The 17,746-nt window shown below is 72.3% G+C and carries 15 protein-coding genes; 8 read left to right on the top strand and 7 right to left on the bottom strand.

The window, feature by feature from the left end; all coding sequences use genetic code 11:
• The first annotated feature begins 174 nt into the window (after positions 1-174).
• Both OHU34_RS37545 and OHU34_RS37540 read left to right on the top strand, forming a co-directional pair.
• Positions 175-345 (top strand): hydrophobic protein, encoded by a 171-nt coding sequence (locus OHU34_RS37545; RefSeq protein ID WP_405770560.1) that lies wholly within the window; start codon positions 175-177, stop codon positions 343-345.
• Positions 346-906: 561 nt separating this feature from the next.
• The gene (locus OHU34_RS37540; protein ID WP_405770557.1) at positions 907-2,346 is read left to right on the top strand and encodes an MFS transporter; all 1,440 of its coding nucleotides are present in this window, start codon (positions 907-909) and stop codon (positions 2,344-2,346) included.
• A 64-nt stretch (positions 2,347-2,410) separates the two neighbouring features.
• Here the strand turns inward: OHU34_RS37540 and OHU34_RS37535 are convergent, their stop codons facing one another.
• The 4 genes from OHU34_RS37535 to lnt all read right to left on the bottom strand — a co-directional run bounded on the left by OHU34_RS37535 (position 2,411) and on the right by lnt (position 7,398).
• Positions 2,411-4,339, bottom strand: coding sequence for a GAF domain-containing protein (locus OHU34_RS37535; protein WP_142268926.1), 1,929 nt, complete (start codon positions 4,337-4,339; stop codon positions 2,411-2,413).
• An 84-nt stretch (positions 4,340-4,423) separates the two neighbouring features.
• Entirely contained in the window at positions 4,424-5,227 is an 804-nt protein-coding gene (locus tag OHU34_RS37530; protein ID WP_405770554.1) for a 3-hydroxybutyrate dehydrogenase, read from the bottom strand.
• Positions 5,228-5,281: 54 nt separating this feature from the next.
• Positions 5,282-5,761, bottom strand: a complete 480-nt coding sequence (locus OHU34_RS37525; RefSeq protein WP_142268928.1) for an NUDIX domain-containing protein — start codon at positions 5,759-5,761, stop codon at positions 5,282-5,284.
• 26 nt (positions 5,762-5,787) lie between these two features.
• Positions 5,788-7,398, bottom strand: coding sequence for an apolipoprotein N-acyltransferase (gene lnt, locus OHU34_RS37520; protein ID WP_142268929.1), 1,611 nt, complete (start codon positions 7,396-7,398; stop codon positions 5,788-5,790).
• Positions 7,399-7,619: 221 nt separating this feature from the next.
• On the opposite strand from lnt, the gene OHU34_RS37515 reads away from it, so the two are divergent.
• Positions 7,620-8,696, top strand: a complete 1,077-nt coding sequence (locus tag OHU34_RS37515) for an O-antigen ligase (RefSeq protein WP_230196979.1) — start codon at positions 7,620-7,622, stop codon at positions 8,694-8,696.
• 49 nt (positions 8,697-8,745) lie between these two features.
• Here the strand turns inward: OHU34_RS37515 and OHU34_RS37510 are convergent, their stop codons facing one another.
• Together OHU34_RS37510 and OHU34_RS37505 are read right to left on the bottom strand one after the other, a co-directional pair.
• Complete coding sequence (locus tag OHU34_RS37510; protein WP_200840023.1) at positions 8,746-9,321, bottom strand: hypothetical protein; 576 nt, start codon at positions 9,319-9,321, stop codon at positions 8,746-8,748.
• Positions 9,322-9,426: 105 nt separating this feature from the next.
• The gene (locus OHU34_RS37505) at positions 9,427-10,212 is read right to left on the bottom strand and encodes a glutamate racemase (RefSeq protein ID WP_142268931.1); all 786 of its coding nucleotides are present in this window, start codon (positions 10,210-10,212) and stop codon (positions 9,427-9,429) included.
• Positions 10,213-10,281: 69 nt separating this feature from the next.
• Between OHU34_RS37505 and OHU34_RS37500 the strand changes: the two genes are divergently transcribed.
• A complete protein-coding gene (locus OHU34_RS37500) occupies positions 10,282-11,445 on the top strand; it encodes a glycosyltransferase (protein WP_372481811.1) in 1,164 nt (387 codons plus the stop codon).
• A 52-nt stretch (positions 11,446-11,497) separates the two neighbouring features.
• On the opposite strand, the gene OHU34_RS37495 is transcribed toward OHU34_RS37500, so the two are convergent.
• Complete coding sequence (locus OHU34_RS37495; RefSeq protein ID WP_405770548.1) at positions 11,498-12,823, bottom strand: TerD family protein; 1,326 nt, start codon at positions 12,821-12,823, stop codon at positions 11,498-11,500.
• 281 nt (positions 12,824-13,104) lie between these two features.
• On the opposite strand from OHU34_RS37495, the gene OHU34_RS37490 reads away from it, so the two are divergent.
• The 4 genes from OHU34_RS37490 (at position 13,105) to OHU34_RS37475 (ending at position 17,743) form a co-directional block, all read left to right on the top strand.
• A complete protein-coding gene (locus tag OHU34_RS37490) occupies positions 13,105-13,536 on the top strand; it encodes a DUF6643 family protein (RefSeq protein WP_020125984.1) in 432 nt (143 codons plus the stop codon).
• A gap of 39 nt (positions 13,537-13,575) precedes the next feature.
• Complete coding sequence (locus OHU34_RS37485) at positions 13,576-14,400, top strand: MOSC domain-containing protein (RefSeq protein WP_405770545.1); 825 nt, start codon at positions 13,576-13,578, stop codon at positions 14,398-14,400.
• Between the two features lie 182 nt (positions 14,401-14,582).
• A complete protein-coding gene (locus OHU34_RS37480) occupies positions 14,583-15,188 on the top strand; it encodes a hypothetical protein (protein WP_405770543.1) in 606 nt (201 codons plus the stop codon).
• 107 nt (positions 15,189-15,295) lie between these two features.
• A complete protein-coding gene (locus OHU34_RS37475; protein WP_230196976.1) occupies positions 15,296-17,743 on the top strand; it encodes a right-handed parallel beta-helix repeat-containing protein in 2,448 nt (815 codons plus the stop codon).
• Positions 17,744-17,746 lie beyond the last annotated feature (3 nt).

Genomic DNA, 17,746 nt, shown 5'->3' with positions numbered 1-17,746 from the left:
AGAAGGTGATCGCGACGGTTGCCGATGTCGGCCTCGGTGAGGATCCCGAGTCTGATCTGGTGACGCCGGTGGAGAATCCGGGTCCAATGCCCGCAAGAGTGGTGAAGAAACCAGGTGAATCAGCCGTGTGCTCTTCGATTCGCCGGGCATCTGGAGCAACGGAGGTTGATAATTATGGTTCCCTTGCTTCTCGTTCTTCTGCTGGCTCTGATCCTCTTCGGCGCGGGCTTCGCGCTCAAGGCACTGTGGTGGATCGCCGTCATCGTGCTGGTCGTGTGGCTGCTGGGCTTCGTCATGCGCGGCGCGGACACCAGCGGCCGCAAGGGCCGCTGGTATCGCTGGTAGCCCGGCCAACAGCAGCCGGCTGTGGGCCCCCGGGGACACCCGGGGCCCACAGCCATGTCCGCCGCAGCTCCGCCGGTCATGTTGTTCATGCAGGTCAGAGGCAGGCGAGAGCTGTACCACCAGCAGACCAAGAACCTGCCGGGAGGGACCGAGCGACGGGAACTCGCCCTGTGCCGCCACCCGCAAGGGGACACACAGGCAGGTATGCACCCCCTCGCCGATGGGTCGCCCTGGTTCGGCGATACGTGTCACCACAGCGGTGCCGGCAACTTCCGAGGCTCGTCCGATCTGATCCACACGCCGGATTCTGACGCAGCGTAGTCGGCACCGAGTCAGCACGGGAGTCAGCACCCCACCTCCAAATAACGCCCGAGCAGTGCAACTCGGGCACGCTCTCGCGGGCTCGATTGAGGCTCTCGAGACGCCAGCGGCGCCCTCATGGTGGTCGCACGCACCTCCGCACACAGAACTATGGTGTCCCACCACATGTGCCCCTGACCTGCGGATTCCTACCGTATGGCGACACGGAACGTCCCCGCCAACCGCTTGGAAGTGGTACCGATGTCCTCCCCCGCGACCGCTCCGCCGTCCCCGGGAACCCCCGCCAGCCTCAAACGCATCGTCGCCGCCAGTCTCATCGGCACCACCATCGAGTGGTACGACTTCTTCCTCTACGGCTCGGCCGCCGCTCTCGTATTCAACAAGCTGTTCTTCCCGGACTCCGACCCTCTCGTCGGCACACTCCTGTCGTTCCTGACCTACGCCGTCGGTTTCGCCGCGCGGCCGCTCGGCGCACTGGTCTTCGGGCACTACGGGGACCGGCTCGGGCGCAAGAAGCTGCTGGTGCTGAGCCTGCTGCTGATGGGCGGGGCCACCTTCGCGATCGGACTGCTGCCGACGCATGCGACCGTCGGGAGCGCCGCCCCGGTGCTGCTGACCGTGCTGCGGCTGGTCCAGGGTTTCGCGCTCGGCGGCGAATGGGGCGGAGCCGTTCTGCTGGTGTCCGAGCACGGGGACGCGCAGCGGCGCGGTTTCTGGGCCTCGTGGCCGCAGACGGGCGCCCCCGCGGGGCAGTTGCTCGCGACCGGTGTGCTGTCCCTGCTCACGGCCGTGCTCTCGGACGCCGCCTTCGCCTCCTGGGGCTGGCGGATCCCGTTCCTGCTCTCCGGGGTGCTCGTGGTCGTCGGTTTGTGGATACGTCTGTCCGTCGATGAATCCCCCGTCTTCCGACAGGCGTTGGCGCGGGCCGAGGCCCGCAAGGCGGAACGGTCGGCGGAGGCGGAACAGCTGCCGCTGGTGTCGGTGCTGCGGCACCACTGGCGTGACGTGCTGGTCGCGATGGGTGCGCGGATGGCGGAGAACATCTCCTACTACGTCATCACCGCGTTCATCCTCGTGTACGCGACCACCTCGGCCGGTGTCTCCAAGCAGACCGCGCTCAACGCCGTACTCGTCGCCTCCGCCCTGCACTTCGCGGTGATCCCGGCCTGGGGTGCGCTGTCGGACCGGGTCGGGCGACGGCCGGTGTACCTGCTGGGCGCGGTCGGGATCGGGCTCTGGATGTTCCCGTTCTTCTCGCTCGTCGACACCGGCACCTTCGGCAGTCTCGTCCTCGCCGTGACGGTGGGTCTGGTACTGCACGGGGCGATGTACGCGCCCCAGGCCGCCTTCTTCTCCGAGATGTTCGCGACCCGGATGCGCTACTCCGGCGCTTCCATCGGCGCCCAGTTCGCCTCGGTCGCGGCGGGCGCGCCGGCGCCGCTGATCGCCACCGCGCTGCTGGCCGACTACGACAGCTCCACCCCGATCGCCCTCTACGTCATCGCCGCGGCCCTGTTGACGGTCGTCGCCGTGGGAGTCGCCAAGGAGACCCGTCACCGTGACCTGACCGACGGCGACCTGACCGACGGCGGTCCGGCCGACGGCAAGCTGACCGACGGCGATCCGGGCGTGGGCGCGGAGCACCCGCAGAGCCCGGCGACGGACGCGCGCGCCGTCTGATCCCGTCCGTGTGACCGCCGCACACCCGCCCCCGTACGCCGTCCCGCGCGCGTACGGGGGCCGGTCAGTGTGGCGCCGGACTCGCCAACCGGTGCAGTCTCAGGGCAAGTTGGATCTCCAGTGCGCGGGCCGGGCTCTGCCAGTCGTCGCCCAGGAGGCGGCCGACGCGTTCGAGTCGCTGGGCAACTGTGTTGACGTGGACGTGGAGTTCGTCCTTGGTGCGGGCCGGACTCATGCCCGACGCGAAGTATGCGTCCAGGGTGCGCAGCAGGTCGGTGCCGCGTCGTTCGTCATAGGCGACGACGCGGCCTATGGTGCGCTCCACGAAGCCCGCCACGTCCCGGTCGCCGGCGAGGAGGAGCCCCAGGAAGCCGAAGTCCTCGGCGGCCGCCCCGTCGCCGGAACGACCCAGCAGCCGCAGGGCGTCGAGACAGCGGCGGCCCTCCGCGTACGCGGCGACCACCGTGTCCGGGTCGGCGGCGAGGCCGCGCACCGGGGCGGACGCGCCGACGGTGACCGCTTCGTGGACGGCGGTTCCGAGGTGCAACGCCGTACGGCGGGCCAACTCCGTCGCGTTGTCGCCGCGTTCGAGCGGCAGCAGCAGGACGGTGCCGCCGTCGCGGGCGGCGGCCAGGCCGTGCCGGGTGGCGGCGAGGTGGGAGGCGGCGGACCACAGGCGGCGGCGTGCGGCCGCCTCCTGGTCGGCGTCGGGTGCGGCGGCGTCGAGGCGGGCCGCGAGCACGACATGGGTCGCGTCGAGGTCGGCGTGCAGCCGGGTGGCGCGCTCGCGCAGCAGACGCGGGTCACGGTCGCGGGCCTCGAGCAGGTCGTCGAGGAGCTCGCCGCGCACGCGCTGTTCGGCCTCGGCGGCCGAGCGTCTGGCCAGGAGCAGCAGGGAGGTGACCATCGCGGCCCGCTCCAGGGTGCGCTGATCGACCGGGTCGAGGCCCGGGTGGCCGCGCAGCACCAGCGCGCCGAGCAGTTCGCCGCCGGCCGCGACCGCCGCGACCCAGTCGTGCTCGTGGCGTACGGCGTGGCCTTCCGCGCGGGAGGCCTCCACGGCGGCGGCCGGTGCGGTCTCCAGAAACTCCACGGTGCCGTCGAGTACTTGGGAGACCGCTGCGGCCACGTCGTGGACCCCGCCGCCGCGCAGGACGAGTTCGGCCAGCCGGTCGTGGACGTCGGAGGCGCGCTCGATGACCGCGCTGCGGTCCCGGATGATCTCGTTGGCGTGCTCCAGGCCGGCCAGGGCCGAGCGCGTCTCGGTGAGCAGGTTGGCGGTGTCGATGGCGGCCGCCGCGAGCGCGGCGAAGGATCCGAGCAGGGCGATCTGCTCCCGTTCGAAGACCCGGGCGCGCCGGTCGGCGGCGAACAGCACCCCGATGACGTGCGGTCCCAGCATCAGCGGGACCCCGAGGATCGCGACCAGTCCCTCGTCGCGTACGCCCGCGTCGATGGTCGTCGTGTGCCGGAAGCGGTCGTCGCGGAAGTAGTCGTCGGTGACGTAGGGACGGGCCGTCTGGGCGACCAGGCCTCCGAGCCCCTCCCCCATTCCGAGGCGCAGCTGCTGGAAGCGGGCGGCGACCGACCCCTCGGTGACCCGCATGTACGTGTCGCCCCTGGCCGGGTCGTGCAGGCTGAGGTAGGCGATGTCGGTGCCGAGCAGCGAGCGGGCCCGTTGCACGATCGCCTGGAGTACGGCGTCCACGTCGCGTGGGCCCGCGAGGTCGTGGGCCGTCTCGAAGAGGGCGGACAGCTCGGCCTCTCGTCGGCGGCGGCCCTCCAGTTCGGAGCGGACCCGCAGCGCGAGCAGCTTGGCGTGTTCGAGTGCCGCGATCCGCTCGCCGGACCCTCCCTCCGCGCGGGCGAGCAGCACGGGCCGGTCGTACGCCTCGGCGGCCGCGCCCCGGGCGAGCAGCTCGAGGAACGGCGCGTCGGCGTCGTAAGGGGGACCGAGGGCTGCCGTGGCGCCCTTCAGGTGATCGCGGGACATGCTCACAGGATTCCTCATCGCCGGGCCGCCCCGTCAGCCCTGTGGACAACTCGGCCGGCGCGGGAGGCAGGGTGCTCGGTGCGCTCAGTGCGCGGTCCAGCCGCCGTCGAGGACCAGCGAGGTACCTGTCACGAAGGACGCCTGCGGGCCGCACAGGTACGCCACGGCCTCGGCGACCTCCTCCGGTTCGATGAGCCGTTTGACGGCACTGTCCCGCAGCAGCACGTCGGCCAGCACGCGTTCCTCGGGCACGCCGTGCGTCCGCGCCTGGTCGGCGAGCTGCCGCTGCACGAGCGGGGTGCGCACATAGGCGGGGTTGACACAGTTGGAGGTCACACCGTGGGGCGCGCCTTCGAGCGCGGCGGTCTTGGAGAGGCCCTCGAGTCCGTGTTTGGCGGCGACGTACGCCGACTTGTAGGCGGAGGCGCGCAGTCCGTGCACGGAGGACACGTTGACGATGCGGCCCCAGCCCTGCCCGTACATGTGGGGCAGGGCGCCGCGGATGAGCCGGAACGGTGCCTCCAGCATCACGGTCAGCACCGTGTGGAAGACGTCCGGCGGGAACTCCTCCAGTGGGGCCACCCGTTGCAGCCCTGCGTTGTTGACCAGGACGTCGGTCCCGGCGGCCGCGAGTTCGGCGGCGTCCAGGTCGGTGAGGTCCAGGACGTACGGTTCGACCGAGCCGGGCAGACCGGCCGCGCTCCCGGCCAACGTATCCAGTCCTGCCGCGTCCCGGTCGACGGCACGGACCTTGGCCCCGGCGGCCGCGAGCCGCAGCGCGCAGGCCCGTCCGATGCCGCCGGCCGCGCCGGTGACGAGGGCGGTACGGCCGCCGAGGTCGAGTGAGGGGGTGGCGGGACCGGGGGCGGCGACCTGGGGCGAAGTCATGCGACGAGCCTAGGCAGGGCCGGGTCACCGCCCCATGTGGTCACCGCCCATACTTCACGCGGAAGGCGTGGTCTCGAACCACGTGGGTTCGTCGGTGAGCGCCTGCTTGATACGGAAGAGCTGCCGGTCCTGCATCGGCGGCAGCGCGTCCAGCGCGAACCAGCCCACCTCGACGGACTCGTCGTCGTTGACGCGCGCCTCGCCGCCCACGGCCCGGCAGCGGAAGGTGACGTCCATGAACTGGCATTCGTCGCCGTTCGGAAACTTCACCTGCCGGCCGGCGCGGACCAGGACGACGCGTTCGGGGACGCAGTGCACGCCCGCCTCCTCGTACACCTCCCGTACCGCGCAGTCCGCGGGCTGCTCGCCCGGTTCCGGGATGCCCGAGATCACGCACCACTCGTGGTTGTCCGCGCGCTGGCCGAGCAGCACCTGCCCCTCGTCGTCGAAGACGACAGCGCTCACGCCAGGGAGCCAGAGCAGTTGGTGGCCCGCGGAGGCCCGGATCTCGGTGATGAAGTCAGGAGTCGGCATAGGGCGACCCTATCCGGGCCGCCTGTTCAGTCGGTGGCGCTCCGTCGGGCCCGCAGCCCGGCGCCGATCGCCCAACCCAGGCCGCCCACGGCGACGAGCACCAGGGCGATCTCGGGCAGGATGCCGAGCTTCGTCGCCGGCGTCTCGGAGGAGCGCAGGGGCACCTTCTGCACCAGGGAGTCCGCGACGAACATGCCGGTCTTCTGGGTGATCTTCCCGTCCGGCATGATGATCGCGCTGACGCCACTGGTCACGGGCACCGTGACGGTACGACTGTGCTCGACGGCGCGGACCCGTGACATGGCCAGCTGCTGGTAGGTCATCTCGCTGCGGTCGAAGGTCGCGTTGTTGCTGGGCACGGAGATCAGCTGGGCGCCATGGGTGACCGTGTCACGCACGGCCCAGTCGAAGGCCGCCTCGTAGCAGGTGGCGAGGCCGACCTTCGTCCCGTCCATGTCGAACACACCCGGCTTGCTGCCCCGGCTGAAGTCCTGGCCGACCATGGAGGTCCAGTTCTCGTTGATGGCCCCGATGAACGAACGCAGCGGGAGGTACTCGCCGAACGGCTGGACCTGCCGCTTGTCGTACGTCTGGGTGGGTCCCTTCACCGGGTCCCACAGGATCTGCTCGTTGTAGAGCTTGCCGTCCCGCTCGACCACGCCGCCGACCGAGATGGGCGCGTCGATGGCCTTGGCCGCCTTGTCGATGACCGCGGCGGCGTCGGCGTAGGCGAAGGGGTCGATGTCGGAGGAGTTCTCGGGCCACAGCACGAAGTCGGGCCGGGCGACCTTGCCCGCCTTGACCTGGGCGGCCAGGCGCTCCGTCTCGCGCGCGTGGTAGTCGAGCACGGCCCGACGCTGGGCGTTGAACTCCAGACCGAGGCGGGGGACGTTGCCCTGGATGACGGCGACCGTCGCCGTGCCGTCCTCCGCCTTGTCGCTGACCAGCGAGCGGGCGGCCACGGCGCCGACGACCGGGACGGCCACGCTGAGCAGGGCCAGGGCGGCCGCCGACCGCCGCACCTCACCCGAGCGCCGCCGCTCCAGGACGAGGCGCACGACCTCGTACAGGCCGAAACCGCACAGGACGACGGCGAAGCCGAGTACGGGGGTGCCGCCGAGCGCGGCGAGGGGCAGGAAGACGCCGTCCGCCTGACCGAAGGCGATCTTGCCCCAGGGGAAGCCGCGGAAGGGCACGCGCGCGCGTGCCGCCTCGCCGGCGATCCAGAGCGCCGCCGCCCACAGCGGCCAGGCCGGCAGCTTGGACACGGCCGCGACGCCCACGCCGACCAGCGCCACGAAGACCGCCTCGATGACCACCAGGGCGAGCCAGGGCCCGGGGCCGACCTCGACGCCGGTCCACACCAGGAGCGGCAGCAGGAAACCCAGCCCGAAGAGATAGCCGAGACCGAGGGCCGCCTTCCAGCTGCGCCCGCGCAGCACCCAGCCGAGGACGGCGAAGGCCGGCAGCGCCAGCCACCACAGGGTGCGTGGCGGGAAACTGACGTAGAGCAGCACTCCGGAGAGCGCGGCTGCGGCGGCCGGGACGAGGCGCAGGAGCCGCGCGCCGCGCGGGGCCCGCGCGGCCTGGGGCTCCAGCTGGTCCGGCTGGCCCACGGAAGTTGCGGTGACGGTCACTCCGGGAGTGTACGGCGAGTGACCTTTTGGCCGACAGCGCAGTCCGCGGGGCGGTCTCCGCTTGCCGCACAACCCGGCGCAACTCATCCACAAACCGCCCATCAGCCGTTACGGTGTGCCAGTGCCCCAGGTCGCGCGCGGGCGGCCGGGGTCCGTCACGGTTCAGGGCCGTCACGGTCGGGGGGCGACCGGGTTCGGGGGGACGGGTGGGTTCCACGGGGATGACGTCCGCGGTCGACGCGGACGGGGAAAGACGAAACGTTTCTGACGCGGCGGGCGTAGCCGTGCTCGGGGCCTGCGCCATCTGGTCCCTGGTCACCGCCGCCGTGCACGACGGGCGCCCCGAGGGTGTCCTGCTCGCGGTGCTGGCGGTGGCCGCCGGCTATGCGGCGGGGCGGATCCTCGGGGTGTTGCTGCCGGTCGCCGGGCCCTGTGCCGGGGCGCTGGCGGGGCTGACCCTGTCGGTGGCCCGGCCCCGGCTCGCTCCGGGCCCCGAGATCGCCGCGCCGCTGGGCCACGCCGGCGCCACCGCCGCGGTGCTGACCCTGTCGGCCGGTGCCGCGTGCTGCGCCGCCTGGGCGACCGCCGTGCCGGTGGTGCGGCTCGGGCTGTGGCTGCTCGCCGGAGGCATCACGGTCACCGGGGCCCTCCTGGGCTCGACCACGGCCGTGGTGACCTGTTGCGCGGTGCTGCTGTGCTCCCTGGCGGCCGGCCGAATGCGCCGCCGGGGGCCGTGGCTCGCGGCCATGGCCATGGCCGCCGCCCTGGTGACGGGCCTGATCTGGGCGGTCGCCGGGAACGTGCCGTCCGGCGGCCTCGCCGGGTCTGTGACGGACCGGCTGACCGCGCACCGGGTCGATCTGTGGCGCGACGCCCTGGGCATGGCCCACCGGGAGGCCGGCCTCGGCGTGGGCCCCGGGCGCTTCGGGGAGCTGAGCGGTACGGCGGCGCAGTCGACGCTGTCCGACGGCAAGCCGCACTCGGCGCCCCTGCAACTGGCGGCGGAGCAGGGTGTCGCCGGTGTGCTGCTGCTCGCCGCGGCGTTCTGCTGGGTGCTGTTCGCCCTGTGGCGGGCGCCGCGCCCCACCCCGGTCGTCCTCACCGCGGGTGCCGCGCTCACGGCTCTGGCCGCCGTCGCCGCGATCGGCAACGCGCTGAGCTTCACCACCGTGTCGGTCGGTGCGGGGCTGCTGGCCGGCCTGGCCACGGCCCGGCCGCTCGCCGAGGAACCCGCGGCGCCCGAGGCCCGGCCGGAGTTCGACCGGGACCTGCGCCACGACGGCCGCCCGGCCGCCTGACCGTCTGCCCTTCTGCCCTTCTGAGCCTCAGCGCTTTCCCGTGCGCGCTTCAGGGCGTGGTGCCCGGCGCGCCCGCCCGCAGCCGGTCTCTGATGACGCGCACCGCCGACTCCGCGTCGTCCACGGTGATGGTGAACGTGTGACCGTCCCAGAGCCGCAGCAGCACACCCTCGCCGCGGCGGACCACGACGGCCGTGCCCTTCTCCGGCCGCCAGCGATAGCCCCAGCCGCCCCAGTGGCGCGGAGTGACGAGCGGTACGAAGTCGGCCCCGGCGACATGGGCCAGCGGGATCCGCCGGCGCGGCAGCCCGATGTGCCCGCAGCGCACTTCGAGCGACTCCTTGTCGAGCTTGAGGTCGACGTGGACGAAGGCGAGGGTGCCGAAGAGAACCAGCAACCCGGCGGCGATACAGCCGACGACGGACATGGCGAGCGGGGCGATGCCGGACGTCCACGCGGATTCGACGGCGAGCTCGACGCCGAGCGCCATGCAGGCGGCGCCGACGAGCGCCAGCACCCACTGGAACCGGTTGGTGGCGCGTCCGGTCCAGACGTCGGGATGCGGGGCGTCTGCATGCGGGACGTCGGGAAGCGGGATGCTCTCGTCGTGGGGGTGGTCCCTCATATTCATGAGGTTACTCAGGTTTCGCTGCGCCGGTAGCGCGTAGCGCAGGGTGACTGCTCCGCCCGGGCGGCGGGCGACCCCGAGGGGCCGATCCGGGCCCTTCGGTCACCGGACGGAGCTGACGGCCTCCAGCAGTCGGCCTTCCGCGTAGGCCAGGGCGGGCGCGGGGAGAGCGCCGGGACGGCCGCTGAGGAGAACCGTCACGGTGCCGAGCGCCGCCGCCTCGGGTGCGGGGCGCGCGCCGATACGGCGCAGTGCCTGCGCGGCCACGGCTCCGGCCGAGCCGTGCAGGACGAGCGGCGGCCGGTCGGGTCGCTGTACGGCGGCCCGGATGCGGTCGGCGACCAGTTCGTAATGGGTGCAGCCCAGGACGACGGTCGTTACTTCCTCGGGAGTGAGGGCGGCGGCCGCGGTGACCGCTGCGTCGATCGCCGCCTCGTTCGCGTGCTCGACCGCCTCCGCCAGTCCCCAGCAGGGCACCTCGGCGACCGTGACGTCGCCGGCGAAGTCCCGGATGAGGTTGCGCTGATAGGGGCTGCCGGTGGTGGCGGGTGTGGCCCAGATCGCGACCGGGCCGCCGCCGGCCGCGGCCGGCTTGATCGCCGGGACGGTGCCGATGACCGGGATGCCGGGTTCGAGGAGGGAGCGGAGCGCGGGCAGGGCGTGCACGGTCGCCGTGTTGCAGCCGACGATGAGGGCCTCGGGCCGGTGCGCGGCGGCGGCCTCGGCGACGGCCACGGCACGCTCGGTGAGGTCCTGCGGGGTGCGCGGCCCCCAGGGCATGCCGTCGGGGTCGAGGGAGAGCACGAGATCGGCGTCGGGCCGCAGGCGCCGTACCGCGACGGTGGCCGCCAGCAGACCGATTCCGGAGTCCATGAGCGCGATCTTCACCCGGCCACCATAGACGATGTGCTCTTGCGGCCCGGTGGCGTGGGGCAGACTGCGCGCGTGAGCGCCATCGTGTGGATCGCCGCCGTGACTCTGGCCGCCTGGGTGTGGCTGTTGCTCTGTCAGGGCTTCTTCTGGCGCACGGACGTCAGGCTGCCGGCCCGGGTGGAGCCACGGGAGTGGCCGTCCGTCTGCGTCGTCGTCCCCGCGCGCGACGAGGCCGCTGTGCTGTCCGCGAGCCTGCCCTCCCTGCTCGCGCAGGACTACCCGGGGCGGGCGGAGATCTTCCTCGTCGACGACGGCAGCTCCGACGGCACGGGGGAACTGGCGCGCGTGCTCGCCCGGCAGCGGGGCGGGCTCCCGCTGACCGTGGACTCGCCCGGCGAACCTCCCGCGGGCTGGACCGGGAAGCTGTGGGCGGTGCGTCACGGCATCGGGCTGGCACGCGCGCGTGAGCCCGAGTACCTCCTCCTCACGGATGCCGACATCGCGCACGGGCCCGACAGCCTGCGGGAGCTGGTGGCGGCGGCCCGCACCGGTGGGTTCGACGTCGTCTCCCAGATGGCACGGCTGCGGGTGGAGAGCCTGTGGGAGCGGCTGGTGGTACCCGCCTTCGTCTACTTCTTCGCGCAGCTCTACCCCTTCCGGCGGATCGGCCGACGTGGGGCGCGGACGGCTGCCGCCGCGGGCGGATGTGTCCTGCTGCGCAGCGACGCGGCCGAGCGGGCGCGGATCCCTGACGCCATCCGGCACGCCGTCATCGACGACGTGGCGCTCGCGCGGGCCGTGAAGGGTGCGGGCGGTCACGTCTGGCTGGGACTGGCCGACCGGGTGGACAGCGTGCGCCCGTATCCGAGGCTGCACGATCTGTGGCGGATGGTCTCGCGCAGCGCCTACGCGCAACTGCGGCACAGTCCGCTCCTGCTGACCGGCACGGTGCTCGGTCTGGCGCTGGTGTACCTGGTGCCTCCGCTCGCCCTGATCGGCGGGCTCGCCGCAGGCAGTGGGGCCACCGCCGTGTTCGGCGGTCTGGCGTGGCTGGTGATGACGGGGACGTACGTCCCGATGCTGCGCTACTACGGGCAGCCGCTGTGGCTCGCTCCCCTGCTGCCGTTCACGGCGTTCCTCTATCTGTTGATGACGGTCGACTCCTCGGTCCAGCACTACCGGGGACGCGGGGCGGCCTGGAAGGGCCGTACCTACGCCCGTCCGGACGCCGTCGCGGACGAGGGCTGAGCCGTCGTACGGGGACCCCTGTGAACAAGGGCCCCCGACCTCGGGGCAGCCTCTATTTGCGGCCCGGCGTCCAGTTCATGCCCCACCCGTAGGTGTAGTCGACGGTCCGCTGGGGGCTCACCCCGCGCTCGGGCACCAGGTAGCGGGCCTCGCGCTGGACGACGAGGTCGCCCCCGTTGTTGGTGATCAGCGCAAGCGCGCACACGGTCGAGGGCACCGTGCACTCGTCGAGGGAGAAGTCGATCGCGGCGCCGAACTGCGGTTGCAGCGTGACGGTGGCGTGCAGGTCGGCGAAGGAACGGGCGCCCTCGTAGATGGTGACGAAGACGAGGATGCGCCGGAAGTCGTTCTTGTGGTCGAGGTTCACGGTGAGGTTCTCACCGCTCGCCAGGGCGCCGGTGCGGTCGTCGCCGTCGAGGTGGATGTAGGGCGGTTGGTGGAGGGCACCGAAGGCGTTGCCGAGGGCCTGGACCACGCCCTTGCGGCCGTCGGCGAGCTCGAACAGGGCGCACAGGTCGAGGTCGAGGTCGTTGTGCATGGCGACCGCGCGGCCGCGCTTGCTGCCCCAGCCCGAGAACTGCTTGCGCACCTCCCAGTTCAGGTTCACGCGCAGGGCGCCCGAGGTGCCGCCCTGCTTGCTCAGGGACACCGACGGGGCGGCCTTGGTCAGCGTCACCTTGGTCAGCCGGACCGGTGCGGCGGGCGGTGCCGGCGGCGGGGGCGGCGGGGCCTGGTGGACGGGCGGGGGAACCGTGGCCGGAAAGGCGGGCATGGTCGGCTGCTGGGACGGCGGCGGAGGAGCGACCTGACGGGCCGGCGGGGCCGGGGCGGCCGCCTGCTGCGGCTCGTCCACGGCGATCCCGAAGTCGGTGGCCAGGCCTTCGAGGCCGCTGTCGTAGCCCTGGCCGACGGCCCGGAACTTCCAGGCGCCCTGGCGGCGGTAGAACTCCCCCAGCACGAAGGCCGTCTCCACCGTCGCGCCCGCGCTGTCGAACCGTGCCACGACGGTGCCCTGCGCCGCGTCCCGTACCTCGATGTAGAGGTCCGGCACCTGACCGAACGAGCCACCGTCCGTCGAGGCCGCCAGGACGATGGTCTCGATCGAGGGCTCCACGCGCGCGAGGTCGACGAGCAGGCTGTCGGTCACCCGGCCCCCGGCGTCCCGCTTGCCCTCGTGCCGAACGCCTCCGGAGGAGTGGGCCGGCTGGTTGTAGAAGACGAAGTCCGCGTCGGAGCGGACCTTTCCGCCCACCAGCAGCAGCGCCGACGCGTCCGCGTCCGGAACGCCCGTTCCCGAGCGCCAGCCCAGTTCGACCCGCAGTGCCGTGGTCGGCACCGGAGCATTGGACCCCTTCGACATTGACATGTACGCCCCCATCGCGTGTCAGTGCACCGGGCCGCACGCCTCGGCACCCCTCGGGTTGTCTTTCCGGCCAACCTATTCCGCGGGACGGGGAACTCCCATCGGGAGCGCAGGATCAGCCCTGACCAACCGCCGGTAACCCGCTCGGAACTCGGCCTTTACACGATCGGAAGGACGCGCGCCGTCCTTTTTCCCCATGTTCGCTCGCATTGGGGGTCCGAGGTCACTGCGGACACGGAAATCAACCCTCTTATCGGTCTCCCCAACCAGCACATCGTGGGCTTAACTTATGTGCCATGACCTCCCCCCGCTCCACCTATGGCGGCGGCTACTACGCCTCCTTCCCGGACACCCCGATCTACGACTCGCTCGTGGCCGAGCGGGGCACCCCGCAGATCGCCCCGATCCGGGTCCCCGCCGCGTACGACATGGGCAGCAGCAACCTGCCCGCGTTGCCGTCGGCACTGCCCGCTCTCCCGGCGGGCCCCTCGCAGTCCTACGGCTACGGCTACCCGCAGGCGCAGCAGCCCGCGCCGTTGCAGCAGGCTCCTGCGGCGTACATCCCGCCGCAGGCCGGCGCGCCGCGCGGCTACCCCGGACCCCAGGCGCAGCAGCAGCCGCGTCCGGCGGGCCCCGGCACGGGCTACGACGCCATGCGCCCGGCCGCTCCCCGGCCCGCCGCGCCCCAGTACCAGGACCCGTACAACCAGCAGTACCGGGGCTACTGAGCCCACGGGGTCGTCGGTGCCACCTGGCAGGATGACCCCATGGGGCATGTGCAGCTGCTGTCGATTCACGTCCATCCGGTCAAGGCGTTCCGGGGTCAGGCACCCCGGGAGGCCGTCGTGGAGCCCTGGGGGCTGGCCGGGGACCGACGCTGGGCGCTGATCGACGACGGGGGAAAGGTCGTCACACAACGTCAGCAGCCGCGCCTCGCGCTGGCCGCCGCCGAGCTTCTGCCCGGCGGCGGCGTGCGTCTGTCCGCACCCGGTCTGCAACCGCTGACCGTGCCGGTGCCCGAGCCGGTGGGCACGGTGTCGATGGAGATCTTCCGTGACAAGGTGGAGGGGGTCCTCGCCGACGACACCGCGCACGCCTGGTGCAGCGCCCACCTCGGCGCCGACGTGCGGCTGGTGCACATGGACGACCCCGCGACCCGTCGGCCCGTGGACCCCGGGTACGCGCGGCCCGGCGAGACCGTCACCTTCGCCGACGGATATCCGCTGCTGGCCGTCACGACCGCGTCCCTGCACGCCCTCAACTCGCTGATCGCCCAGGGCGAGCACGCCGCGGAGGGCCCGCTGCCGATGAACCGCTTCCGGCCGAACCTGGTCCTGTCGGGCACTGATCCGTGGGCGGAGGACGGCTGGTCACGCATCGTCGTCGGCGAGGTCGAATTCCGGGTCGCCAAGCCGTGCGGCCGCTGCGTCGTGACCACCACCGACCAGGGCACCGCGACACGCGGCAAGGAACCCCTCCACACCCTGGGCCGGCATCGGCGCCTCGGCGGCAAGCTGATCTTCGGACAGAACCTCGTCCCTCTCGGTCACGGCACGATCAGAGTCGGTGACCCGGTGCGCGTCATCGCATAGTTCCGGCCTGGGTCGGAGGCCGGGCGATCCGTGGGAACCCCCGCCAGGCTCCGGAGCGTTGGGATTGCGTGAGAAGTTCATGAGAGGTCCCGGGCTCTGGTGATTTCGCTCTCTCTTTCCCCGGGCTCGCGCGTGAACGGCTCCAACGCGGGTTATCACGGAGCGGGAAGGGGGTGCGGGCGGTGCGAGCGATCGGCGGAATCTGGCGCTGGCGACACAACCCACTGCGTCGTACGACGGATCTGGTCGAGGCGTGGGTGGCCTTGTCGGCCTTGTTGCTGATCCTCCTGGTCGCACCCGTGGTGGGTTCCCTCGTCGGCGCCGTGGCACAGGAGGTCCTCCAGCAGTCGGTCCACGAGCAGCGGCAGTCCCGCCACGAGGTCACGGCCACCGTGGTGCGGAAGGTGGACGGTTCGCCGCTGGAGGTGGACCCGGAGACGGCCACCGGCCGGGAGGCCCGTACCCGGGTCGTCGCGGACTGGACGGCGCCCGACGGCACGGCACGGCACGGGACGGTCCTCGCGGGCCTCAAGTCCCCGCACGGCGGCGACCACTTCGCGATATGGACGGACGAACACGGCGCGCTGGTGGCCCGCCCGCTGGACTCCGCCACGGCGACGACGCACGCCGTGCTCGCCGGCTTCGGCGCGGCCCTGCTCACCGCGGGCACCGTCGAGGGCGTTCGGCGGCTGATCGTCTGGCGCCTGGTCCATCGCCGGTACGCCCGTTGGGACCAGGCCTGGGACCGTGCGGGCCCGGACTGGGGCCGCACCGGCACCGGCAGCTGACGGCCTTCCGTCTCTGGTCAACCCACCACCCGCGCGCACGCTACGGTGGTCCGGCCGAACCATTCGGCATCAACCCGCGTACCACGAGGTGGGGGCACATCAACGCCATGGCACAGGGCACGGTCCAGGTGACGCACACCGGCACATCGAGGTGGCGGCGCCGCACGGGTGAGTACGCATCGCTCGCCGCCGCCCTGGAGGCCGCGGCCGAGGGTGACGTGCTCACCATCGCTCCCGGAACCTACCGGGAGAACCTGGTCGTTGAGCGGTCGGTGACGCTGCGCGGACCCGAGGGCTCCCCCGGTTCCGTGCGTCTCGCGCCCTTGGACGGGGTGCCGTTGACCGTGCGCGCCTCGGCGGTGGTACAGGACCTGCACGTGGAGGGCCAGGACGCGGCCGCGCCCGCGGTGCTCGTCGAGGACGGCACACCGGAGCTGCTGGACGTACGGATCGTCACGCGGTCCGCGGCGGGCATCGAGGTGCGGGGCAGTGCCCGCCCGACCGTGCGGCGGTGCACCGTCGACAACCCGGCGGGCATCGGCATCGCCGTGGTCGACGGCGGCGGCGGTGTCTTCGAGGAGTGCGAGGTCGTCGCGGCGGGGCAGGCCGGCGTCTCGGTGCGCGGCGGGGCCCACCCCCGGCTGGAGCGCTGCCGGGTGCACCACACGTCGGGCGCGGGTCTGAGCGCGTCCGGCGAAGGCTCCTCCCTGGAGGCGGTGGGCTGCGAGATCTACGAGGTCAGGGGCAGCGGTGTGCAGATCACCGCCCGGGCCACCGCGCACCTCACCGACTGCGATGTGCACCGCACCACCTCCGACGGCGTCACGCTCGACACGGACGCCGTGCTCACCCTGGCCGACTGCCGTATCCACGACATCCCGGAGAACGCGGTCGACCTGCGCTCCCGTTCCGTACTGACACTGACCCGCACGACGGTGCGTCAGTTCGGCCGCAACGGGCTGTCGGTGTGGGACCCGGGCACGCGCGTGGACGCCAACCAGTGCGAGATCTTCGACAGCACCGGCGACTACCCGGCCGTCTGGGTCAGCGACGGCGCCACCGCGGTCCTCGACTCCTGCCGGGTGCACGACGTGCCCGACGCCCTGTTCGTCCTCGACCGGGGCTCCCGCGCGGACGTCGTGGACAGCGACCTGTCCCAGGTGCGCAACACGGCCGTGTCGGTGAGCGACGGGGCGACCGCCCAGCTCGACGACTGCCGGATCCGGGACGCGGCGACCGGCGCGTGGTTCCGCGACCACGGCAGCGGCGGCACCCTCAACAACTGCACCGTGGACAGCACCCAGACCGGCGTGATCGTCACCAAGGGCGCCGACCCCACCGTCGAGCGCTGCACCGTCGACTCCCCCGCCGAGGCCGGGTTCTATGTGTCGGCCGGTGGCCGCGGCACCTTCCTGAACTGCCGGGTGACGAACAGCGGCGGCTACGGCTTCCACGTGATAGACGGCAGTCGCACGACGCTGCGCAAGTGCCGTACGGAGCGCTGCGCGCGCGGCGGTTACGAGTTCGCCGACGCCGGGGGCGACGCGGGCTCGGGCTCCGGTCCCCTGGCCGAGGACTGCACCAGCGACGAGAGCGCGGGCGCGCGGACACCCGGGGCCGCAGCGTCGCCGGCGACGGTGGTGCAGACCACCGCCCAGTCGCCGGGTCTGCTGGGTATGGTCCCCGAGCAGCGGGTCACCACGCCGGAGCCGCAGCAGGCGGCCGGTGAGAGGGAGACGTCGGTGCGGACCTCGAAGGACGTGCTCGGCGAGTTGGACACGCTGGTGGGCCTGGAGAGCGTCAAACGCGAGGTGCGGGCCCTCATCGACATGATCGAGGTCGGGCGGCGCCGTCAGCAGGCCGGGCTCAAGGCGGCGTCCGTCAAGCGTCATCTGGTCTTCACCGGCTCCCCCGGCACCGGTAAGACCACCGTCGCCCGTCTCTACGGCGAGATCCTCGCCGCCCTGGACGTGCTGGAGAAGGGCCATCTCGTCGAGGTGTCCCGCGTCGACCTCGTCGGCGAGCACATCGGCTCGACGGCGATCCGCACCCAGGAGGCCTTCCAACGGGCGCACGGCGGCGTGCTGTTCATCGACGAGGCGTACGCGCTGTCGCCGGAGGACGCGGGCCGCGACTTCGGCAAGGAGGCCATCGACACCCTGGTGAAGCTGATGGAGGACCACCGGGACTCCGTGGTGGTGATCGTGGCGGGCTACACGGCGGAGATGGAGCGCTTCCTCTCGGTCAACCCCGGTGTGGCGTCCCGTTTCTCACGGACCATCACCTTCGGCGACTACGGCCCCGAAGAGCTGCTGCGGATCGTGGAACAGCAGGCCGAGGAGCACGAGTACCGGCTCGCTCCGGGCACCTCGGACGCCCTGCTGAAGTACTTCACGGAGCTCCCCAAGGGAGCCGCCTTCGGCAACGGGCGTACCGCGCGCCAGACGTTCGAGGCGATGGTGGAGCGGCATGCCGGCCGGGTCGCCCAGGTGGCCGAGCCGAGCACGGACGACCTGACCTTGCTGTACGCGGAGGATCTGCCCGAGCTGCCCTGATCC

The organism is Streptomyces sp. NBC_00080 (genome assembly GCF_045041255.1).
Lineage (GTDB): Bacteria > Actinomycetota > Actinomycetes > Streptomycetales > Streptomycetaceae > Streptomyces > Streptomyces coriariae.
This window is presented reverse-complemented; position numbering and strand designations above follow the sequence as displayed.

Coding starts and splice junctions, on each gene's coding strand:
- OHU34_RS37545 (WP_405770560.1), top strand. CDS start 175: ATGGTTCCCTTGCTTCTCGTTCTTCTGCTGGCTCTGATCCTCTTCGGC.
- OHU34_RS37540 (WP_405770557.1), top strand. CDS start 907: ATGTCCTCCCCCGCGACCGCTCCGCCGTCCCCGGGAACCCCCGCCAGC.
- OHU34_RS37535 (WP_142268926.1), bottom strand. CDS start 4,339: ATGTCCCGCGATCACCTGAAGGGCGCCACGGCAGCCCTCGGTCCCCCT.
- OHU34_RS37530 (WP_405770554.1), bottom strand. CDS start 5,227: ATGACTTCGCCCCAGGTCGCCGCCCCCGGTCCCGCCACCCCCTCACTC.
- OHU34_RS37525 (WP_142268928.1), bottom strand. CDS start 5,761: ATGCCGACTCCTGACTTCATCACCGAGATCCGGGCCTCCGCGGGCCAC.
- OHU34_RS37515 (WP_230196979.1), top strand. CDS start 7,620: ATGACGTCCGCGGTCGACGCGGACGGGGAAAGACGAAACGTTTCTGAC.
- OHU34_RS37510 (WP_200840023.1), bottom strand. CDS start 9,321: ATGAGGGACCACCCCCACGACGAGAGCATCCCGCTTCCCGACGTCCCG.
- OHU34_RS37495 (WP_405770548.1), bottom strand. CDS start 12,823: ATGGGGGCGTACATGTCAATGTCGAAGGGGTCCAATGCTCCGGTGCCG.
- OHU34_RS37490 (WP_020125984.1), top strand. CDS start 13,105: ATGACCTCCCCCCGCTCCACCTATGGCGGCGGCTACTACGCCTCCTTC.
- OHU34_RS37485 (WP_405770545.1), top strand. CDS start 13,576: ATGGGGCATGTGCAGCTGCTGTCGATTCACGTCCATCCGGTCAAGGCG.
- OHU34_RS37475 (WP_230196976.1), top strand. CDS start 15,296: ATGGCACAGGGCACGGTCCAGGTGACGCACACCGGCACATCGAGGTGG.